14 protein-coding genes are annotated in these 15,698 nt (G+C 62.5%); 5 read left to right on the plus strand and 9 right to left on the minus strand.

Annotated features, from left to right (window positions below):
• Positions 1-52: 52 nt before the first annotated feature.
• Complete coding sequence (locus MF268_RS19405; RefSeq protein WP_238372508.1) at positions 53-1,195, minus strand: C4-dicarboxylate TRAP transporter substrate-binding protein; 1,143 nt, start codon at positions 1,193-1,195, stop codon at positions 53-55.
• 27 nt (positions 1,196-1,222) lie between these two features.
• A complete protein-coding gene (locus MF268_RS19410) occupies positions 1,223-2,467 on the minus strand; it encodes a serine hydrolase domain-containing protein (RefSeq protein WP_238372509.1) in 1,245 nt (414 codons plus the stop codon).
• A gap of 191 nt (positions 2,468-2,658) precedes the next feature.
• Here MF268_RS19410 and MF268_RS19415 point away from each other — a divergent pair, with 191 nt between their 5' ends.
• The 3 genes from MF268_RS19415 (at position 2,659) to MF268_RS19425 (ending at position 7,530) form a co-directional block, all read left to right on the plus strand.
• On the plus strand, positions 2,659-4,545 hold the full coding sequence (locus MF268_RS19415; protein WP_238372510.1) for a flavin-containing monooxygenase: 1,887 nt from the start codon (positions 2,659-2,661) through the stop codon (positions 4,543-4,545).
• Positions 4,546-4,594: 49 nt separating this feature from the next.
• Positions 4,595-6,247: an AMP-binding protein gene (locus MF268_RS19420; RefSeq protein ID WP_238372511.1), complete on the plus strand. Its 1,653-nt coding sequence runs from the start codon at positions 4,595-4,597 to the stop codon at positions 6,245-6,247.
• Between the two features lie 104 nt (positions 6,248-6,351).
• A complete protein-coding gene (locus tag MF268_RS19425) occupies positions 6,352-7,530 on the plus strand; it encodes an iron-containing alcohol dehydrogenase (RefSeq protein WP_238372512.1) in 1,179 nt (392 codons plus the stop codon).
• A 195-nt stretch (positions 7,531-7,725) separates the two neighbouring features.
• Here the strand turns inward: MF268_RS19425 and MF268_RS19430 are convergent, their stop codons facing one another.
• On the minus strand, positions 7,726-8,166 hold the full coding sequence (locus tag MF268_RS19430) for a c-type cytochrome (RefSeq protein ID WP_238372513.1): 441 nt from the start codon (positions 8,164-8,166) through the stop codon (positions 7,726-7,728).
• A 215-nt stretch (positions 8,167-8,381) separates the two neighbouring features.
• Between MF268_RS19430 and idi the strand changes: the two genes are divergently transcribed.
• Positions 8,382-8,873, plus strand: a complete 492-nt coding sequence (gene idi, locus MF268_RS19435; protein ID WP_273545101.1) for an isopentenyl-diphosphate Delta-isomerase — start codon at positions 8,382-8,384, stop codon at positions 8,871-8,873.
• Between the two features lie 9 nt (positions 8,874-8,882).
• On the opposite strand, the gene MF268_RS19440 is transcribed toward idi, so the two are convergent.
• The 6 genes from MF268_RS19440 to MF268_RS19465 all read right to left on the minus strand — a co-directional run bounded on the left by MF268_RS19440 (position 8,883) and on the right by MF268_RS19465 (position 14,759).
• A complete protein-coding gene (locus MF268_RS19440) occupies positions 8,883-9,695 on the minus strand; it encodes a metallophosphoesterase family protein (protein ID WP_238372515.1) in 813 nt (270 codons plus the stop codon).
• A 1-nt stretch (position 9,696) separates the two neighbouring features.
• A complete protein-coding gene (locus MF268_RS19445; protein ID WP_238372516.1) occupies positions 9,697-10,470 on the minus strand; it encodes an ATP-binding cassette domain-containing protein in 774 nt (257 codons plus the stop codon).
• Positions 10,467-11,441 carry an ABC transporter ATP-binding protein gene (locus tag MF268_RS19450; protein WP_238372517.1) on the minus strand — a complete coding sequence of 325 codons (975 nt, stop codon included), beginning with the start codon at positions 11,439-11,441 and terminating at the stop codon, positions 10,467-10,469. Before MF268_RS19450 ends, MF268_RS19445 begins: the two co-directional genes overlap by 4 nt.
• Positions 11,442-12,260 carry an ABC transporter permease gene (locus MF268_RS19455; RefSeq protein ID WP_238372518.1) on the minus strand — a complete coding sequence of 273 codons (819 nt, stop codon included), beginning with the start codon at positions 12,258-12,260 and terminating at the stop codon, positions 11,442-11,444.
• Complete coding sequence (locus tag MF268_RS19460; protein ID WP_238372519.1) at positions 12,257-13,201, minus strand: ABC transporter permease; 945 nt, start codon at positions 13,199-13,201, stop codon at positions 12,257-12,259. The genes MF268_RS19455 and MF268_RS19460 overlap by 4 nt, the downstream gene beginning before the upstream one ends.
• Before the next feature lie 67 nt (positions 13,202-13,268).
• Positions 13,269-14,759, minus strand: coding sequence for an ABC transporter substrate-binding protein (locus MF268_RS19465; protein WP_238372520.1), 1,491 nt, complete (start codon positions 14,757-14,759; stop codon positions 13,269-13,271).
• 336 nt (positions 14,760-15,095) lie between these two features.
• On the opposite strand from MF268_RS19465, the gene MF268_RS19470 reads away from it, so the two are divergent.
• Positions 15,096-15,614 carry a MarR family winged helix-turn-helix transcriptional regulator gene (locus tag MF268_RS19470; protein WP_238372521.1) on the plus strand — a complete coding sequence of 173 codons (519 nt, stop codon included), beginning with the start codon at positions 15,096-15,098 and terminating at the stop codon, positions 15,612-15,614.
• The last annotated feature ends 84 nt before the right edge of the window (positions 15,615-15,698 follow it).

Consider the following 15,698-nt stretch of genomic DNA (forward strand, 5'->3'; position numbering starts at 1 on the left):
CGCCTTTTGATCGCCGGGGCGCAGGGTGCGCGCCCCGGTTAAGTCATTTGGCTTAGTTGATGCCGTGCTGAGCGACGTCGACCTTGGAATAGATCTCGTCCCAGTACAGTTTCTCGACCGCTTCGGCACCGTCGGCGTCGCCGAGCAGGTCCACCCACTTGGTCAGAAGCGCGCTGAAGTCGTTCAGCATCTCTTCGCCACGGGTGACACCGTAGGTTTCCGCGAAATAGTCGATGGTGTTCTGGCGGTCTTCTTCGATGAACGCCTTGGTGGCCTCGATCACTTCGGGTGCGGCGTCGTGGATTTCCACGCCGTTCTCGCGGGCGGCGGATTCGACGGTTTCAGCACCTTCCTGATAGGCGACCGAAGTGCTGGCGGCGGCGAAGGCCATTGCCTTGAGGAACTCGGTGCGCTGTTCGGGCGAAAGCTCATTCCAGCTGTCGCGGTTCACGTTGGAAACCGAGGCGAAATAGGCACCGCCCGGTGCGCCCTTGGTGATATGGGTGACCGAGCCGCCCATGCCGAAGTTATAGATGTCGGGCGTCGACAGGATGATGCAGTCGAGCACACCCTGATTCAGCGCTTCGAGCATTTCATTGCCCGACATGGTGATCGGCGCGGCACCGATGGCCTCGGACCAGCGGGCCCAGTTCGCGCCGCCGATGCGCAGCCGCGCGCCTTGCAGGTCTTCCATCGTCACGATGGGCTTGGTGCAGTTCAGCACATAGGGGGTGGTGCCCGCACCGCCCGTAAACACCTGGTTCTCGGCTGCGAATTCCTCGTTGCATTCCGGGCACTTGGTCATGATGAATTCGACGACCGCGGCGGCAAAGGCGGGGGCCTGTACCTCGGTGGCGCCGGGAATGGTTTCGAGGATCATCGAGGATTCGACGATCAGGTTGGTATGGGGAAATTCGGCCGGGAAATAGGGCGTCATCACGGTGCCCACGTCGGCCAGACCTTCGCGCAGCCCGCCGGGGGTTTCCGCCATCGAAAGCAGGGTGAGCGGGTAGACCTTGAGGGTCATATCGCCGCCGGTTGCCTCGTTGAAGCGCTCGGCGGCGGCTTCGGCGCCCTTGACGAGCGAGGAGACCGGCGGGTGGCCGATGGCGAAGCTGAGTTCGCGGGCTTCGGCTGCGCTGGTCAGCGCCAGCGCGGCCGTGGCGGCGGTTGCAAGTTTCTGATATTTATTCATTTCTTCCTCCCAGTTGAAAATTTGGCGCTAGCGCGCCCAGTATCCGTAAGTGTCGTTTCGGTAGCCGAGGCAGCGGTAGGTGGCATCGACAAGGCTTTGGCCACGCGTGTTCAGCAGCAGCCCGCCGCCAAGCTTGTTCATCGAATAGCCAAATCCGAGGCGGCACTCGGGGTCGGCGAAGCCGAGCGAGCCGCCCATGCCGACATGGCCAAAGGCGTTTTGGCCCATGATCAGGCTTTCGGGGCCTTCCGGCGTCGGGCGGCGGCCCATGTTCAGCATGAAGCCAGGTCCAAAGCGCGATGGCGCGATGAAGGTCGCGTCGCGATGGGTCGCCGCGCTGGCCTGCGAAAAACTGGCGATATAGTCGGGGTCGAGACCCAGCACAGCGCCCCCCGTAGCGAGGGCCGAAAAGAGCTTCGACAGCCCGCGCGCGTTGGTCACGCCATTGGCCGCCGGGATTTCCGCGGCGCGTCCTTCGCGGCTGTTCACGCCCTTGATCGCCCAGTCTCCGCTATTGAAAACAAAGAGATTTGGCACGGTGTCGCGGGTTTTGGCCGCTTTCAGAAAAGGTGTGTCCTGTGCGTCTTTGCTTGGGCGATGCGGAATCACCGGCGCGACGCGACCTTCGTCCTCTTCGGGCAGGCCGATGGCGAAATCGAGCCCGAGCGGGGTGGCGATTTCGTCGTGAAAGAACTGTCCGAGTGATTTGCCTGAGACGCGGCGCACGACCTCTCCCACCAGAAAGCCAAAGGTCACGGCGTGGTAGGAGACCTGAGTGCCCGGGGTCCAGAACGGCTCTTCCTGTTGAAGATTTTCAATCATGTAGGACCAGTCGGTCAGGCAGTCGGGCTTGAGCGGGGTACGCAGGGCGGGTTGTCCAGCGCTGTGATCCAGCAGCATCCGCAGCGTTGTGCTTTCCTTGCCGTTCTGCGCGTATTCCGGCCAGTAGGTGGTGACGGGCGCGTCCAGATCGACCTTTCCGCGCGCCGCAAGAAGATGCAGGCAAAGCGCGGTCGCGGGCTTGGTGCAGGAAAAGATCACGTGGGTCGTATCCTTTTGCCATGCACCGCCATCCGGGCTGGTCTGACCGCCCCAGAGATCGAGCACCGGCTCACCATCTAGGTGAATGCAGAGCGACGCGCCAAGTTCGCCGCGCGATTTGAAATTCTCGGCAAATGCCTCGGCTACGGGGCGCAGGTCGTCCCGGCAGATGCCGGACACACCGGGTTCGGAAACCTCTTGCAGGTCTGATGTCTTGGACATGATGGACATACTGACCTCCCCTTCAGTTGACCGGATTCGATGTTAAGTCGAATAATTAAAACAAATGACCTAATCTATTGACTTATGTCAAGTGTTGGAGTCATGTTTAGCCCGAGATCGCGGCTTTGGCCGGATAGAGATCGGGAAATACGAGGTCGGGGAGGGCCGTTGAAATCATGGCAGTGGCAGAGAAAAAATCTTTGGGCGACACTTGGGAGGCGCAGCTTGCCGAGGCCGTGAAACTGGCCAACGTGCCGACTTTGCTGATGGTTCTTGTGCAGCTCACCGGCGATCTGAACTGGATGGAAGCCCCGTATGCGCCCAAGCGCGGGCGCGGGCTGGACGATAATGACAGCGGCGGTCTGCCCGAAGAGATTCAGGACGAGATTCGCGCCGCGGCTTTCCGTGAGATTCGCAAATGGCACGAGAACGGTCAGGTCGAACTGCCCGAACCCTCGGGCGATCTGGCGGCAACCATGCTGAGCCGTGCGATGGGCGAACAGGTGACGCCCGCCTATGGGCAGATCGTGGCGGCGGAACTGGCCGACAAGTCGTTTAAACGTACGCCTGTGGATGCGCCCGAAGGGTTCAACGTGCTGATCATCGGCGGCGGCATGTCCGGCATCTGTGCGGCGATCCGGCTGAAATCGGCGGGCATCCCGTTTGAAATGATCGAGATGGCGCAGGATTTCGGCGGGACATGGCGCGAGAACCGCTATCCCGGCGCGGGGGTGGATACGCCGAACCATCTCTATTCCTATTCCTTCGCGCAATATGACTGGTCGCATTACTTTGCGCTGCGCGACGAGTTGTTCGATTACTTCCGGACGGTCGCGCGAGATAACGGGCTATACGATTACGTGCGGTTCGGCACCAAGGTGGACCGCGCCGAGTTCGACGAAGACGCTGGCGAGTGGGTCGTGGAAACCTCGGGGCCGAAGGGCCACGAGACTCGCCGTGTGAGCGCGATTTTCTCGGCGGTCGGCGTGCTGAGCATCCCGAAAGTGCCGCCGATTCCGGGGCTTGAGAGCTTCCCCGGTCCGGCCTGCCACACGGCGGAATGGCCCGAGGATCTGGATCTGACCGGCAAGCGCGTGGCCATCGTTGGCAACGGCGCAAGCGCCATGCAGGTGGTCCCGGCGATTGCGGACAAGGTGAGCGAGATGGTGATCTTCGCCCGCTCGAAACAATGGGCCGCGCCGTTTCCGCAGTTTCGAAAACCCGTGCCCGAGCCGATCCGGTGGTTGTTGCGCGAGGTGCCGCTTTACCAGAAATGGTATCGGCAGCGGCTGGCCTGGACGTTCAATGACCGTATCCACAGCTCGCTTCAGGTCGATCCCGAATGGGAGGAGCCGGCGCGGGCGATCAACCGGACCAATGACCGGCACCGGCAGGCGTTCATCGATTATATGAAAGAGGAGCTGGGCGACCGGCAGGACCTGTTGCCAGATGTGCTGCCGGACTACCCGCCTTTCGGCAAGCGGATGCTGCTGGACAATGGCTGGTACCGCACGGTGGCCCGCGATCACGTGACGCTTGTGCCGGAACACCTGAAAGAAGTGCGAGGCAACACGCTGGTCGCTGCCGACGGGCGCGAATTCGAAGCCGATGTGCTGATCCTTGGCACCGGGTTTCAGGCAACGGAACTGCTCGCCTCGCTCGACGTGTTCGGGCGCGATGGACAGCGGTTGCGCGATGTCTGGGATGGCGACAATGCGCGCGCCTATCTTGGCTCGACCGTGCCGGGGTTCCCGAACCTGTTCACCCTTTTGGGCCCCAACACGGGTCTGGGGCATGGCGGCAGCGTCATCACCCCGGTGGAATCGCAGATCCACTATATAGTGCGGCTGCTGGAACAGGTGTTTGAGAAAGGCGCCCATCTGGTTGAGCCGAAACCCGAGGTCTACGAGAGTTACAACGAACGTGTCGATGCCGCCCATGCCGCGATGGTCTGGACCCACAAGGGCATGGAAAACTGGTATCGCAATTCGCGGGGTCGGGTCGTCGCGTTGACGCCCTGGCGGCACGATGACTTCTGGCGCATGACCCGCGACGCCGATCTTGAGGATTATATTCTCGACGCCTGAACCGCAGGCGTGCGTAAATGAAACACTGGCATTTTCTGGGGAGGAAAAGATGCTGACCGTTGAAGACAGCCCTATTGCACCCGAAACCACCGACCCCCGTGTCCCGCCGCGCAATGGCGTGGTGACACGGTACCTGATTGACCGCTGGGCCGAGGAACGCCCTGACAAGGTTTTTGTCAAATTCGACGACAATGGCGAGGAATGGGATTATACTTCCTTGCGCGAAAAGGTCGTGCAGACGGCGCTTGGCCTGCAAAACCTTGGCGTGGCGCAAGGCGATCACGTGTTGGTCTGGATGCCCAACTGCCGCGAGCAGATCCGTATCTTTTTCGCGCTGAATTATCTGGGTGCGGTCTATGTGCCGATCAACACCGCTTATAAGGGCAAGCTGCTGGAGCACGTGATCGACGTGTCCGACGCCAAGCTGGCCGTGGTGGAATCGAGCCTTGTGGAGCGGCTGGAGGGCATCGACCTTGCCGCGCTGGACCAGATCCTTGTGACCGGCGGCACCGTCGACAAGGCGCCCCTGCCTCACAAGCATTATGACGGGGTGCTGGAGCCGGAAAGCGGCACGCTGAAGCCGCTCGAGCGGACCATCGAACCATGGGATCCGATGGCGATCATCTTTACCTCGGGCACCACGGGACCCTCCAAGGGCGTGCTGACCTCTTACCTGCACCTGTTTTCCAATGCGGGTCCGGAAAGCTGGCCCTTTGTCACCGAAGACGACCGCTATATGATCAACGCGCCGATGTTCCATATCGGCGGCATGGGGCCAATGTTCTGCCTGCTTGCGCGGGGGGCATCGATTGCCGTGGTCGACCGGTTCGACACGGCAACCTACTGGCAATCCGTGAGAAATACCGGTGCGACGGTGGCCTTCCTGCTGGGTGTGATGGCAAGTTTTCTCGAGAAACAGCCCGCCAGCGAAGACGATACCGACAATCCGCTGCGCACGGTGCTGATGGTGCCGCTGGCCTCGAATGCCGAGGGCTTTGCCAAACGTTTCGGCGTCGATGTCTACACGATCTTCAACATGACCGAGGTGTCCACGCCTATTGTCTCAGAGCCCAATCCGACGGTGCGCGGGTCCTGCGGCAAGGCGCGGCCCGGGGTCGAGGTCCGGTTGGTCGATGAGAACGATTGCGAAGTACCGGTGGGCGTGATGGGCGAGATGATCATCCGGACCGACCGGCCATGGGCCATGAACAGCGGCTATCACAAGATGCCCGAGGCCACGGCCAAGGCGTGGCGCAATGGCTGGTTCCACTCGGGCGACGCTTTCATCCGCGACGAGGAGGGCAATTATTTCTTCACCGACCGGATGAAGGATTCGATCCGCCGCCGCGGTGAGAATATCTCTTCTTTCGAGGTGGAATCCGAAGTGCTGGCGCATCCGGACGTCTTCGAGGCGGCCGCCGTTGCGGTCGACAGCGAACATAGCGAGGATGACGTGCTGATTTGCGTCGCCCCGGTCGCCGAAAAGGAAATCGACCCCGGTGCGCTGATTGACTTTCTCAAGGACCGGATGGCCTATTTCATGGTGCCCCGCTACGTGCGGGTGATGGAGAGCCTGCCGAAGACGCCAAGCGCCAAGGTGCTGAAACACGAGCTGCGCAACGAAGGCGTGACCCCGGACACCTGGGACCGCGAGGCCGAGGGCCGCTCGATCAAGGGCGAGCGATTCCGCACGCCCGCCTGATTTCGAACGATATAACCGGTGGCCTGCCTTGCAGGCCCCGGCGGATACACTGCGGCGCGGAGGAGGCGTGCGCAGCGCATTGGATTTACCAGGAGGAGGAAAACATGTCGGAACTCAACAAGGGCATGGTGGTGCTGACATCGACGGAACGGGTGCGTTTTGGCGAACGCGCGGCCCAGTCGCTCAAGGCCGAAGCCGAGATGATGGACAACAAGCGCGTATTCCTGATCGCCAGCGATTCACTGGTGAAGAATACCGATGAAATCGCCCAGATCGAAGCCGCGTTAGGCAACCGTCACGCGGGCACGTTCAGGGGCGTACAACCCCATGTGCCGCGCACCGACGTGATGGCGGCAACCGAACAGGCGCGCGACGCGGGGGCCGACCTGATCGTGTCGGTCGGCGGCGGATCGGTTACCGACTGCGCCAAGATCGTGCCGGTCATGCTGAAACACGACATCCGCAATGCCGACGACATGGAGCCCTATCATATCACAGTGGATGACGCCGGGGCGATGGTTTTGCCGCAGTTCGAGGCGCAGGACATCCGCACGATCTGCGTGCCGACGACGCTTTCGGGTGGCGAGTTCAACCCGCTTTCCGGCTCGACGGATCCGGTCAGCAAGCACAAGCAGGGCTACCAGGAACGCATGATGGCGCCGGTTTCCCTGGTCCTCGACCCGGCGATGACGGTGCATACGCCCGAATGGCTGTGGCTCTCGACCGGTGTGCGCGCGCTGGATCATGCCATCGAAACCCTGCAATCCCTGCAGTCCAACGATTTCAGCGACGGACAGGCGATGAGCGCGCTGAAACTGCTGATCGAGGGCCTGCCCCGCGTCAAGGCCGACCCGGGCGATCTCGACGCCCGGATGAAATGCCAGATGGGCGTGTGGCAATCCATGCTGCCGATCATCGCCGGTGTGCCGATGGGCGCCAGCCACGCGATCGGTCACGTGCTCGGCGGGCTGTGCGATGTGCCGCATGGCTACACGTCCTGCGTGATGTCGCCCTTCGTGCTGCGCTGGAACGAGAGCGTGAACGACCACCGGCAGGCCGCCATCCGCGACGCTTTCGGTCAGCCGAACACCCCGGCCTCGGAACTTGTGGATGAGTTCATTGCCAGCCTCGGCATGCCGCGCTCGCTGTCGGCGGTGGATGTCACCGAAGACCGCTTCCAGCAGGTCGCGGAATACACGATGGATGACATCTGGGGCAAGACGAACCCCCGCCCGATTTCCGAACCCGCCGACGTGATGCAGATTCTGGAGCTGGCGAAGTAAACTTCGCCAATTCTTTTCTACTCGTCATCCGCCTTCGGCTGCTTCCTCGGATATGCCTCCGGCGGGGATATTTTCAGACCCAAAGAAGCAGGGGATTCTCTACTTCTTTGGGTTTCAAATATCCCGGGGTGAATTGGCCGTCAGGCCAAGAGGGGCTGGCCCTTCTCTCCGGTTACAAGCTGCGCGATTACGGTGCTATTCCGCAGCCGGACCGACGGATACGAGATAGGCCCAGACATTGGCCGCGTCTTCTTCCTTTCTCAGTTTGAAGGTCATCTTGCTGCGGGCGGAGCTGTCTTCAGTGTGCTTCTTGAGGTAGGCAGTCGGGTCCATGACGTAATCGGTGAAATGGGCCTCGTCCCAGACGATGCCGGTTTCGCCGAGGGCGACCATGCCTTCGGAGTAGTTGTAGTCTTCGACACTGCCGGGTGTACGGTTCAGGATGCCGTAAAGGTTCGGGCCGACCTTGCCGCCCTTTACGATGGCATCGCCGCTGTCGGAGACGATGGTGTGACAGGACCGGCATTTGTTGAATTCCCGCTCGCCCTTTTTCGCATCGCCCGAAGCGTGGCTGTCGGCGAGGGCTGGGGTTGCGAGGCTCAGGGCGAGGGTGGCGAGGATGGCGGTCGGTTTCATGCGTGGTTCCTTGCTGTAGTATTTGGCACATGAGTAAAGCATCCGTTGCAGAGGGAAAAATGTATTGATGTCGCACCTTGGCGATGTGTCATTCTTGTCTCGCGCGGCGCGGAACGATATGGGGCGGGCCTTGATGCAGCGCCCGCGGCGCGCTGGTTCCTGCCGGAGGTGTGGATGTGAGCGAAATCAGTGATATCCCGGCCTGGGTCGATGGGATGCTTGTGCCGGTGGACAAGATCGACGTGCATCGCCGCGGGTTGCGGCATCCGGCGGTTTCCGTTTTCGTCATCCGGGGGCGGGAGGTGCTGATCCAGCGTCGCGCGCCAAGCAAATACCATACGCCGGGTCTTTGGGCGAATACTTGCTGCACGCATCCGCACTGGGGAGAAGACCCGATGGAATGCGCCCATCGTCGTCTTGGTCAGGAGCTGGGGATTCACGGTCTTGAGCTATCGGCGCGCGGGCAGATAGAGTACCGCGCGGATGTCGGCAATGGCCTTACGGAGCATGAGCTGGTCGATCTTTTCGTGGCCGAGGCTCCGGCGGAGCTGGATGTCAGGCCCAACCCGGAAGAGGTCGACCGGGTGCGCTGGATCGACCACGAAGCCCTGATCGGGGAGATTGCGGCGCGGCCACTGGATTTCACCCCGTGGATGCGGATCTATATGGCGGATCATGACGGGGCGATTTTCGGCCCCGGCGATTGATCTGAGGTTTCAGAGCAGGCTGAGTGCGCGCAGTCTTTCCTGATCGATGAAGGCGAGCTGCGCGCGATCGGGGCTCAGCGGCACGAAGGTTGCCGTCAGGCCCGAGGGACGCACATCGCAGATGGCGAAACCGGTGCCTTCGATGATGCGCATGTCTTTTCGCTCGAGCAGGTCCACGGTGGAGTGATTGCCGTTCGACACCACGACCGGGATGCCGTGCCAGTGGATCACCTGATTGATGTGGATATGGCCGCTGAGGATACCGACAACCTTGTGGCCCTTGACGGCATTGGCGAGGAATTCCGTGCTGTCTGTGTCGATGCTGCCCCATGGCAGGCCCTCGGGGTCGATGCGGGGCGGGTGGTGCAGGATCAGCAGTTTTGGCAGGTCGGGTTCCTGGGCGAGCTTTCCGGTCAGGAATGCCCGTTGTTCCGCGTCGATCGCGCCCGCAACCTTGCCTGGCACGCCGGTGTCCAACGTGATGACATGCAGCCCGGCGAGGAGCTGGTCGTTAAAGTACGGCCGGTCCGAGGGGCCGTCGCGGAACACGGCGTTGAAGCCTTCGCGCTTGTCGTGATTGCCCAGCGCCAGCACCACGGGCACCGGCAGGTCGGTGAGGAGTTCCTTTACCAGCTCGTAGCTCAGCTCGTCACCGTGGTTGGTGAGATCGCCGCTGGCCACCACGAAATCGGGGGCCGGGTCCATCGCCGAGATGACCTCGACCAGACGGGTCAGGGTGGCGGGCGTGTCGGAGTGGAGGTTGGGATCCTTGAGATCGGGATGCGAGACATGCAGGTCGGTGAGGTGGAGGAAACGGGTCATATCAGGCTCCGGCGGCGGTTAGCAGGGATTTCGTATAAGGGTGCGCGGGGGCGTTCAGGATCTGGGTCGCGGCGCCGTATTCCAGGGTCTTGCCGTGTTGCATCACGAGAAGCTGGTCGCAAATGCTGGCGACCACGGCAAGGTCATGGCTGATGAAAAGCATGGCAAGGCCAAGCTCGTCCTGAAGGTCCATCAGCAGGTTGAGGATCTGGGCCTGCACCGAGACATCGAGCGCCGAGACGGCCTCGTCCGCGACGATCAGGTCGGGGCGGGTGACAATGGCGCGAGCGATAGCGATCCGCTGGCGCTGGCCGCCGGAAAACTCGTGCGGGTACTTGTCGGCATCGGCGGCGCGCAGGCCAACCTGCTCCAGCGCCTCGGCGGTCTTGTGAGAGGGCGCCTCGGATTGGGTGACGCGGAGGGGTTCGGCGATGGACCAGCCTATCTTGCGGCGCGGGTCGAGCGAGCCGAACGGGTCCTGAAAGATCATCTGGAATCGCTGGCGCATCCGGCGCAGATCGGATGCGCCAAGGGCATGAATGTCGGTGCCGTCGAAGCGGATTTCGCCGCTGTCGGGGGCTTCGAAAGCCATGACCATCCGCGCAAGGGTGGATTTCCCCGAGCCGCTTTCGCCGACGACGCCTAGGGTTTCGCCCCGGTTCAGCGTGAAAGAGGCGCTGTCGACGGCGGTCAGCATCTCTGGCGCGCGCAGCAGGTGGTTGCGGGGCATGCGGTAGTGGCGAGAGACCGATTTGGCCTCGACAAGGGCGGTCATGCGAGCGCCTCCTTAGACGGGACATGGCAGATGGCGCTGCGGTCGGGGCCGGGTTTCGTGACGGCGGGCCGCTCACTGGCGCAACGCGGCAGTTCCACGGGGCAACGACCGGCAAAGCGGCAGCCTTTGGGCAGATCGGCCATGCCCGGCACGGTGCCGGGGATCGTGGGCAGGCGGGCGCGTTTGCCTTTCGCGTCGCGGGGGAGCGCTGTGGCGCTGGGCCGTGCGCCAAGCAACCCGCGTGTGTAGGGGTGCGCGGGCGAGTCGAGAACCGCGCGGGTCGGGCCGCGTTCGACGATATCGCCGCCATACATCACGGCGATGTCGCTGGTGGCGCGGGCGACGGCGGCCAGATCATGGCTGATGAAAAGCAGCGCCATGTTGCGTTCAGCCGAGAGACGCACCAGCAGGTCGGTGATGCGCAGGGCGACGTTCGCGTCGAGCGCGGTTGTCGGTTCGTCGGCGATGAGAAGGTCCGGGTCGCAGGCGAGCGCGAGGGCGATCAGCACCCGCTGGCGTTGGCCGCCGGAGAGTTCGTGCGGGAACTGGCGCAGGCGGGCTTCGGGATCGGGGATGCCGACCTCGGCAAAGAGATCCAGCGCGCGGGCGCGGGCGGCCTGTTTCGAGAGGCCGAGGTGGAGGCGCAGCGGGTCCATCACCGTATCGCCCACGCGCGAGAGGGGGTTGAGCGCCGCCATCGGTTCCTGAAAGATCATCGCGACGCGGCGGGCGCGCAGGGCTTGCCAGTCCCGCTCGGTCGCGTCTGCCATATCGCGCCCGTCGATGGTGAGCGTGCCCGAAAGCGTGGCGGCCTCGGGGGCCATGCCCATCAGGCAGAGGGCGAGCATGGATTTGCCCGAGCCGCTTTCGCCGACGATACCAAGCCGGTCACCGGGACGGATGGTCAGGCTTGCCTCACGCAGGGCGGTGGCGGGGCCGAAATGGACGGAGAGGTTGGTGAGATCGAACATCTAACGCTCCCGTACCAGCCGGGGGTCGGTCACGTCGCGCAGCCCGTCGCCCAGCAGGCCAAAGCCGAGAACAGCGGTGACGATGCAAAGGCCGGGGTAGATCGCCAGTTGCGGCGCGAGGTACATCAGCGTCTGCGCCTCGGAGAGCATCCGGCCCCATGAGGGCGCGGGCGGCTGCGCGCCGAGGCCAAGGTAGGATAGCGCGGCCTCGGCAAGGATAGCGACGGCGAATTCGATGGTGGCCTGCACGATGATCGGCGCGGCGATGTTGGGCAGGATGTGATCGCGCGAGATTGCGGCGCGGGTCAGACCGGCGGCCTGCGCGGCGGTCACGTATTCGCGGGTCCATATCTGGTTGGCCGAGGCGCGGGCGACTCGGGCGAAAACGGGGATATTGATGAAGGAGATCGCCAGTATCGCGTTGGTAAGCGAGGGACCAAAGACGGCGGCCAGCATGATCGCGAAGAGCAGCGCCGGGAAGGCGAAGCCAATGTCGGCGATGCGCATTACCAAATCCTCGACCCATCCGCCGATGGCGGAGGCTAGCAGGCCGAGCGCTGTGCCGATGGAGCCGCCGATCAGTACGGCGGCGAGGGCCACGGCCATGGAGTTCCGCGCTGCCGCCATGAGTTGCGAGACCACGTCGCGGCCAAGCTGATCGGTGCCAAGCCAGTGCAACTCGGAGGGCGGGCCGAATTTACCGCGGATGTTCATTTCGGTGTAGTCATGCGGTGTCCAGATCAGCGACAGGGCGGCTGCCCCGATCACCAAGAGGACAAGCGCCGCGCCGATCAGCAGGTTGACGGGCAGCCGTTTCATGCGCGGGCCTTCAGGCGGGGGTCGATCACCACGTACAGCAGGTCGACGATGAAATTCGCGGTGACGACGATGGCGGCAAAGAGCATCACCAGCGCCTGCACCGTGGGCAGGTCGCGGTTGGCGATGGACTGGAAGATCAGCCGCCCGAGGCCGGGGAGATAGAACACGTTCTCGATCACGATGGTGCCGGTGACGAGAGCGGCGAATTGCATACCCACGATGGTGACAATGGGCACCAGCGCGTTGGGCAGCACATGACGCCAGAGTACGCGCTGGCGGGAAAAGCCGGTGGCGCGGGCGGTGCGGATGAAATCCTGCCGCATGACCTCGAGCGCGGAGGAGCGCGTCACCCGTGCCAGCACCGAGGATTGCACGAGACCGAGCGCCACGGTGGGCAGGATCAGCGCGCGCATGGCCGCGATGGGGTCGCTCCAGCCGGGGAAACCGCCGGGAGGCAGCCAGCGGAGTTTGACGGCAAAGAGCAGCACAAGCAGCATCGAGAGCCAGAAGGCGGGGACGGCGATGCCGAGCTGGCTGAGAAACATCACGCCCCAGTCCCCGGCTTTGCGATGGTTGGCGGCGGCACCGATGCCCATGATCAGGGCAAGGATGACGGTGAAGATCATGCCCGCAACGGCGAGCGAGAGTGTCATCGGCAAACGCTCGGCGATGAGTTCCGACACGGGAACGCGGAAGGAGTGGCTGATGCCAAAATCTCCGGTCAGCGCATTTCCGATCCAGCTGAAGTAACGGCTGAGCAGCGGGTCGTTGAGGCCGAGCTGTTCACGAAGGGCGGCCAGCGCATCTTCTGTCGCGTCGAGGCCGAGAATGGTGAGCGCCGGATCGCCGGGGAGGATGTTCATCACGGCGAACACGACAACGGACACTGCAAGCAGCGTCAGCACAAAGCCGAGCGTCCGGCGGAACAGGAAATAGGCCATATGTCTTCTATCTTGCCTGCCGAGGGGCAGGGGGCCGGGCGCGCAATGCGTCCGGCCCGATCCGTGATCAGTTGACGGTCACGTCTGCCAGCGGCTGGAACAGGACCGGTGCGGATTTCCAGAACCCGTCCACATTGGTGCGGATCACGCTGAGGCGCGGCAGCTGGAACAGGAAGCCGTGTACGGCCTGATCGGCCAGGTATTCCTGCCCCTGTTTCAGCAGCGCGTTGCGCTTGTCGGTATCGGCCTCGGTCTGGATGTCGTCCCATAGCTTTGTGAATTCTGGATCGTCATAGCCGTAGAAATAGTCCGACCCCTTGGCAAAATTGCCCATGTCATTGGGGCTGGTATGGGCGATGATAGTCATGTCGTAGTTCTTTTTCTTGTAGACCTCGTCGATCCAGAAGCCCCATTCGACATTTTCCACCTTGGCGTTGATGCCCGCATCGGCCAGCTCGGCCTGAATGATCTCGGCAGAGCGGGTCGCGTAGGGGAAGGGGGGGACTCGGATGGTCATCTCGGTGCCTTCGACACCGGCCTCGGCGAACATCGCCTTGGCTTTTTCGGCGTCATGTGGATAGAGGCCGGTCAGGTCTTCGTAGGCCGGGCCATGCGGCGGGTAGAAGCTGCCGATGGGCACGGCCTGACCGTACATCGCGCCGTCGATGATTTCGTCGCGGTTGATCGCGGTGGAAACGGCGCGGCGGACCTCGACATTGTCGAAGGGCGGTTTGGAGTTGTTCATCGCGAGGATGACTTCGCCCTCGGTGCTGCCGATTTCCACGTTGAAACGCGGGTCGGCTTCGAACTGGGGCATCATTTCGGGCGCGGGGAAACCGGGGAAGGCGTCGATCTCTTCGGCCATCATCGCGGCGCTGGCGGCAGCGGCATCCGAGATGAAGCGGAATTCGACGCGGTCAAGCTGAACGCTGTCGGCATCGTGCCAGTCTTCGTTCTTGGTCAGGGTGAGGCGGTCGCCACGGGTCCAGCTGTCGAATTTGAAGGGGCCGGTGCCGACGGGTGTCGCGTTGTTCAGATCGACCGATTCCTCGGCGACAATCGAAGCGTCGCCTTGCGCGAGGTTAAAGAGAAAGAAGGCGTCCTTGTTCTTCAGCGTGATGACGACGGTATTGGCATCGGGAGCCTCGACCGTGTCGATGGGCTTGAAGATGCTCTTGGAGGGGTTGGTACTGTCCTCGGCCATCGCGCGGTTGAAGGCAAAGATCACATCGGCCGAATCGAAATCGGTGCCGTCGTGGTATTTGACGCCTTCGCGAAGCTTGAACGTGTAGGTCAGCCCCTCTTCGGAGATGTCCCAGCTTTCGGCCAGCGCCGGTTCCACTTCGCCGCTTTCGGTCACGGTCGTCAGTGATTCGTAAACATTCGCGGCCAGCATCCCGTCAATCGAGGCGGTGGCGTCGGCGGTCGGGTCCAGCGAGGTCGGTTCCTGCTGGAGACCGATGACCAGATCGGTGGCAAGCGCGGGCGCGGCGCAGAGCGTGCTGCCCAGCAGAACCGACAGGGTGACGCGGGATAGGGTGGTGGAAAGCAGTGACATGGAAACTCCTTGGGTCTTTCGGGCATCGAGGATGCACCGGCCGCAGATGGTTCGACATTGAAAGAGTGCCCGAGCCCGCGCGACGGGGTCAACGCTTATATGCGTCACATGACATGCGGGTGACGAAACGGGAACCGAATGATGAAAGCTTCTCCCGCTAGTTTTTAAAAATTTACGCGAGGTCAGCTACTTGTCACCCGACGTAACGAGCAGATTTCTGAATCTTAGATATCTGCTATAGGTTGTACTAGGCTGGGCGAACTCCTAACCCGACATCAGAAGCGAAAACAAGTCGCCAAGAACAAGCCCGGCCTGCGGGTGAAAGGAGAAAAAAGCGTGACAATAGATCAGACAATGGATGGGACCGGCGCCGAGGTGCAGGACGGTAACCGCCTTTCCCGGGAGGTCGGAAGAGCCGCAAGGCACTTTACCCGTACGCTTCAGATACGTCTTGCGCAATACGGAGTGAGCATCGGGCAATGGTCGTTCCTGCGCGCGCTCTGGGTGGAGGACGGGCTGTCGCAGCGCGAGCTGAGCAAACGCGTGGGGCTGACCGAACCGACGACGCACAGTGCGCTTCAGAAGCTTGAAGATCGCGGTTTGATCACACGTCGTACGATGACGGGCAACAACCGTAGATTGCACTCTTTCCTGACGGAAGAAGGCAAGGCGCTGAAGCCCGTGCTCGAGCCGCTGACGCTGGAAGTCGATGAGGTCGCCGTGCGCGGGCTCGATGCTGCGCAGCAGGTCGCTCTTAAGGAAGCGCTGGAAGCAGTAACCAAGAATCTGAAGGCTGATGAAGCCGCTGCCGCCGAGCGCGGTCTTCGCGTGCCGCCGACGCGTGAGCGCGAATGAAAAGAAAATGGCTGGCGGAGAACCCGTCAGCCATCGTCCAGTCCAGGGAAAATTCGAAAATGGGCGTTTCGCGTCGGTGTTTGC

Source organism: Heliomarina baculiformis (genome assembly GCF_019966545.1).
GTDB lineage: Bacteria > Pseudomonadota > Alphaproteobacteria > Rhodobacterales > Rhodobacteraceae > Heliomarina > Heliomarina baculiformis.

Excerpts from the sequence above, each read along its gene's own strand:
- MF268_RS19405 (WP_238372508.1), bottom strand. The coding sequence starts at position 1,195 with ATGAATAAATATCAGAAACTTGCAACCGCCGCCACGGCCGCGCTGGCG.
- MF268_RS19410 (WP_238372509.1), bottom strand. The coding sequence starts at position 2,467 with ATGTCCATCATGTCCAAGACATCAGACCTGCAAGAGGTTTCCGAACCC.
- MF268_RS19420 (WP_238372511.1), top strand. The coding sequence starts at position 4,595 with ATGCTGACCGTTGAAGACAGCCCTATTGCACCCGAAACCACCGACCCC.
- MF268_RS19425 (WP_238372512.1), top strand. The coding sequence starts at position 6,352 with ATGTCGGAACTCAACAAGGGCATGGTGGTGCTGACATCGACGGAACGG.
- MF268_RS19430 (WP_238372513.1), bottom strand. The coding sequence starts at position 8,166 with ATGAAACCGACCGCCATCCTCGCCACCCTCGCCCTGAGCCTCGCAACC.
- idi (WP_273545101.1), top strand. The coding sequence starts at position 8,382 with ATGCTTGTGCCGGTGGACAAGATCGACGTGCATCGCCGCGGGTTGCGG.
- MF268_RS19440 (WP_238372515.1), bottom strand. The coding sequence starts at position 9,695 with ATGACCCGTTTCCTCCACCTCACCGACCTGCATGTCTCGCATCCCGAT.
- MF268_RS19445 (WP_238372516.1), bottom strand. The coding sequence starts at position 10,470 with ATGACCGCCCTTGTCGAGGCCAAATCGGTCTCTCGCCACTACCGCATG.
- MF268_RS19450 (WP_238372517.1), bottom strand. The coding sequence starts at position 11,441 with ATGTTCGATCTCACCAACCTCTCCGTCCATTTCGGCCCCGCCACCGCC.
- MF268_RS19455 (WP_238372518.1), bottom strand. The coding sequence starts at position 12,260 with ATGAAACGGCTGCCCGTCAACCTGCTGATCGGCGCGGCGCTTGTCCTC.
- MF268_RS19460 (WP_238372519.1), bottom strand. The coding sequence starts at position 13,201 with ATGGCCTATTTCCTGTTCCGCCGGACGCTCGGCTTTGTGCTGACGCTG.
- MF268_RS19465 (WP_238372520.1), bottom strand. The coding sequence starts at position 14,759 with ATGTCACTGCTTTCCACCACCCTATCCCGCGTCACCCTGTCGGTTCTG.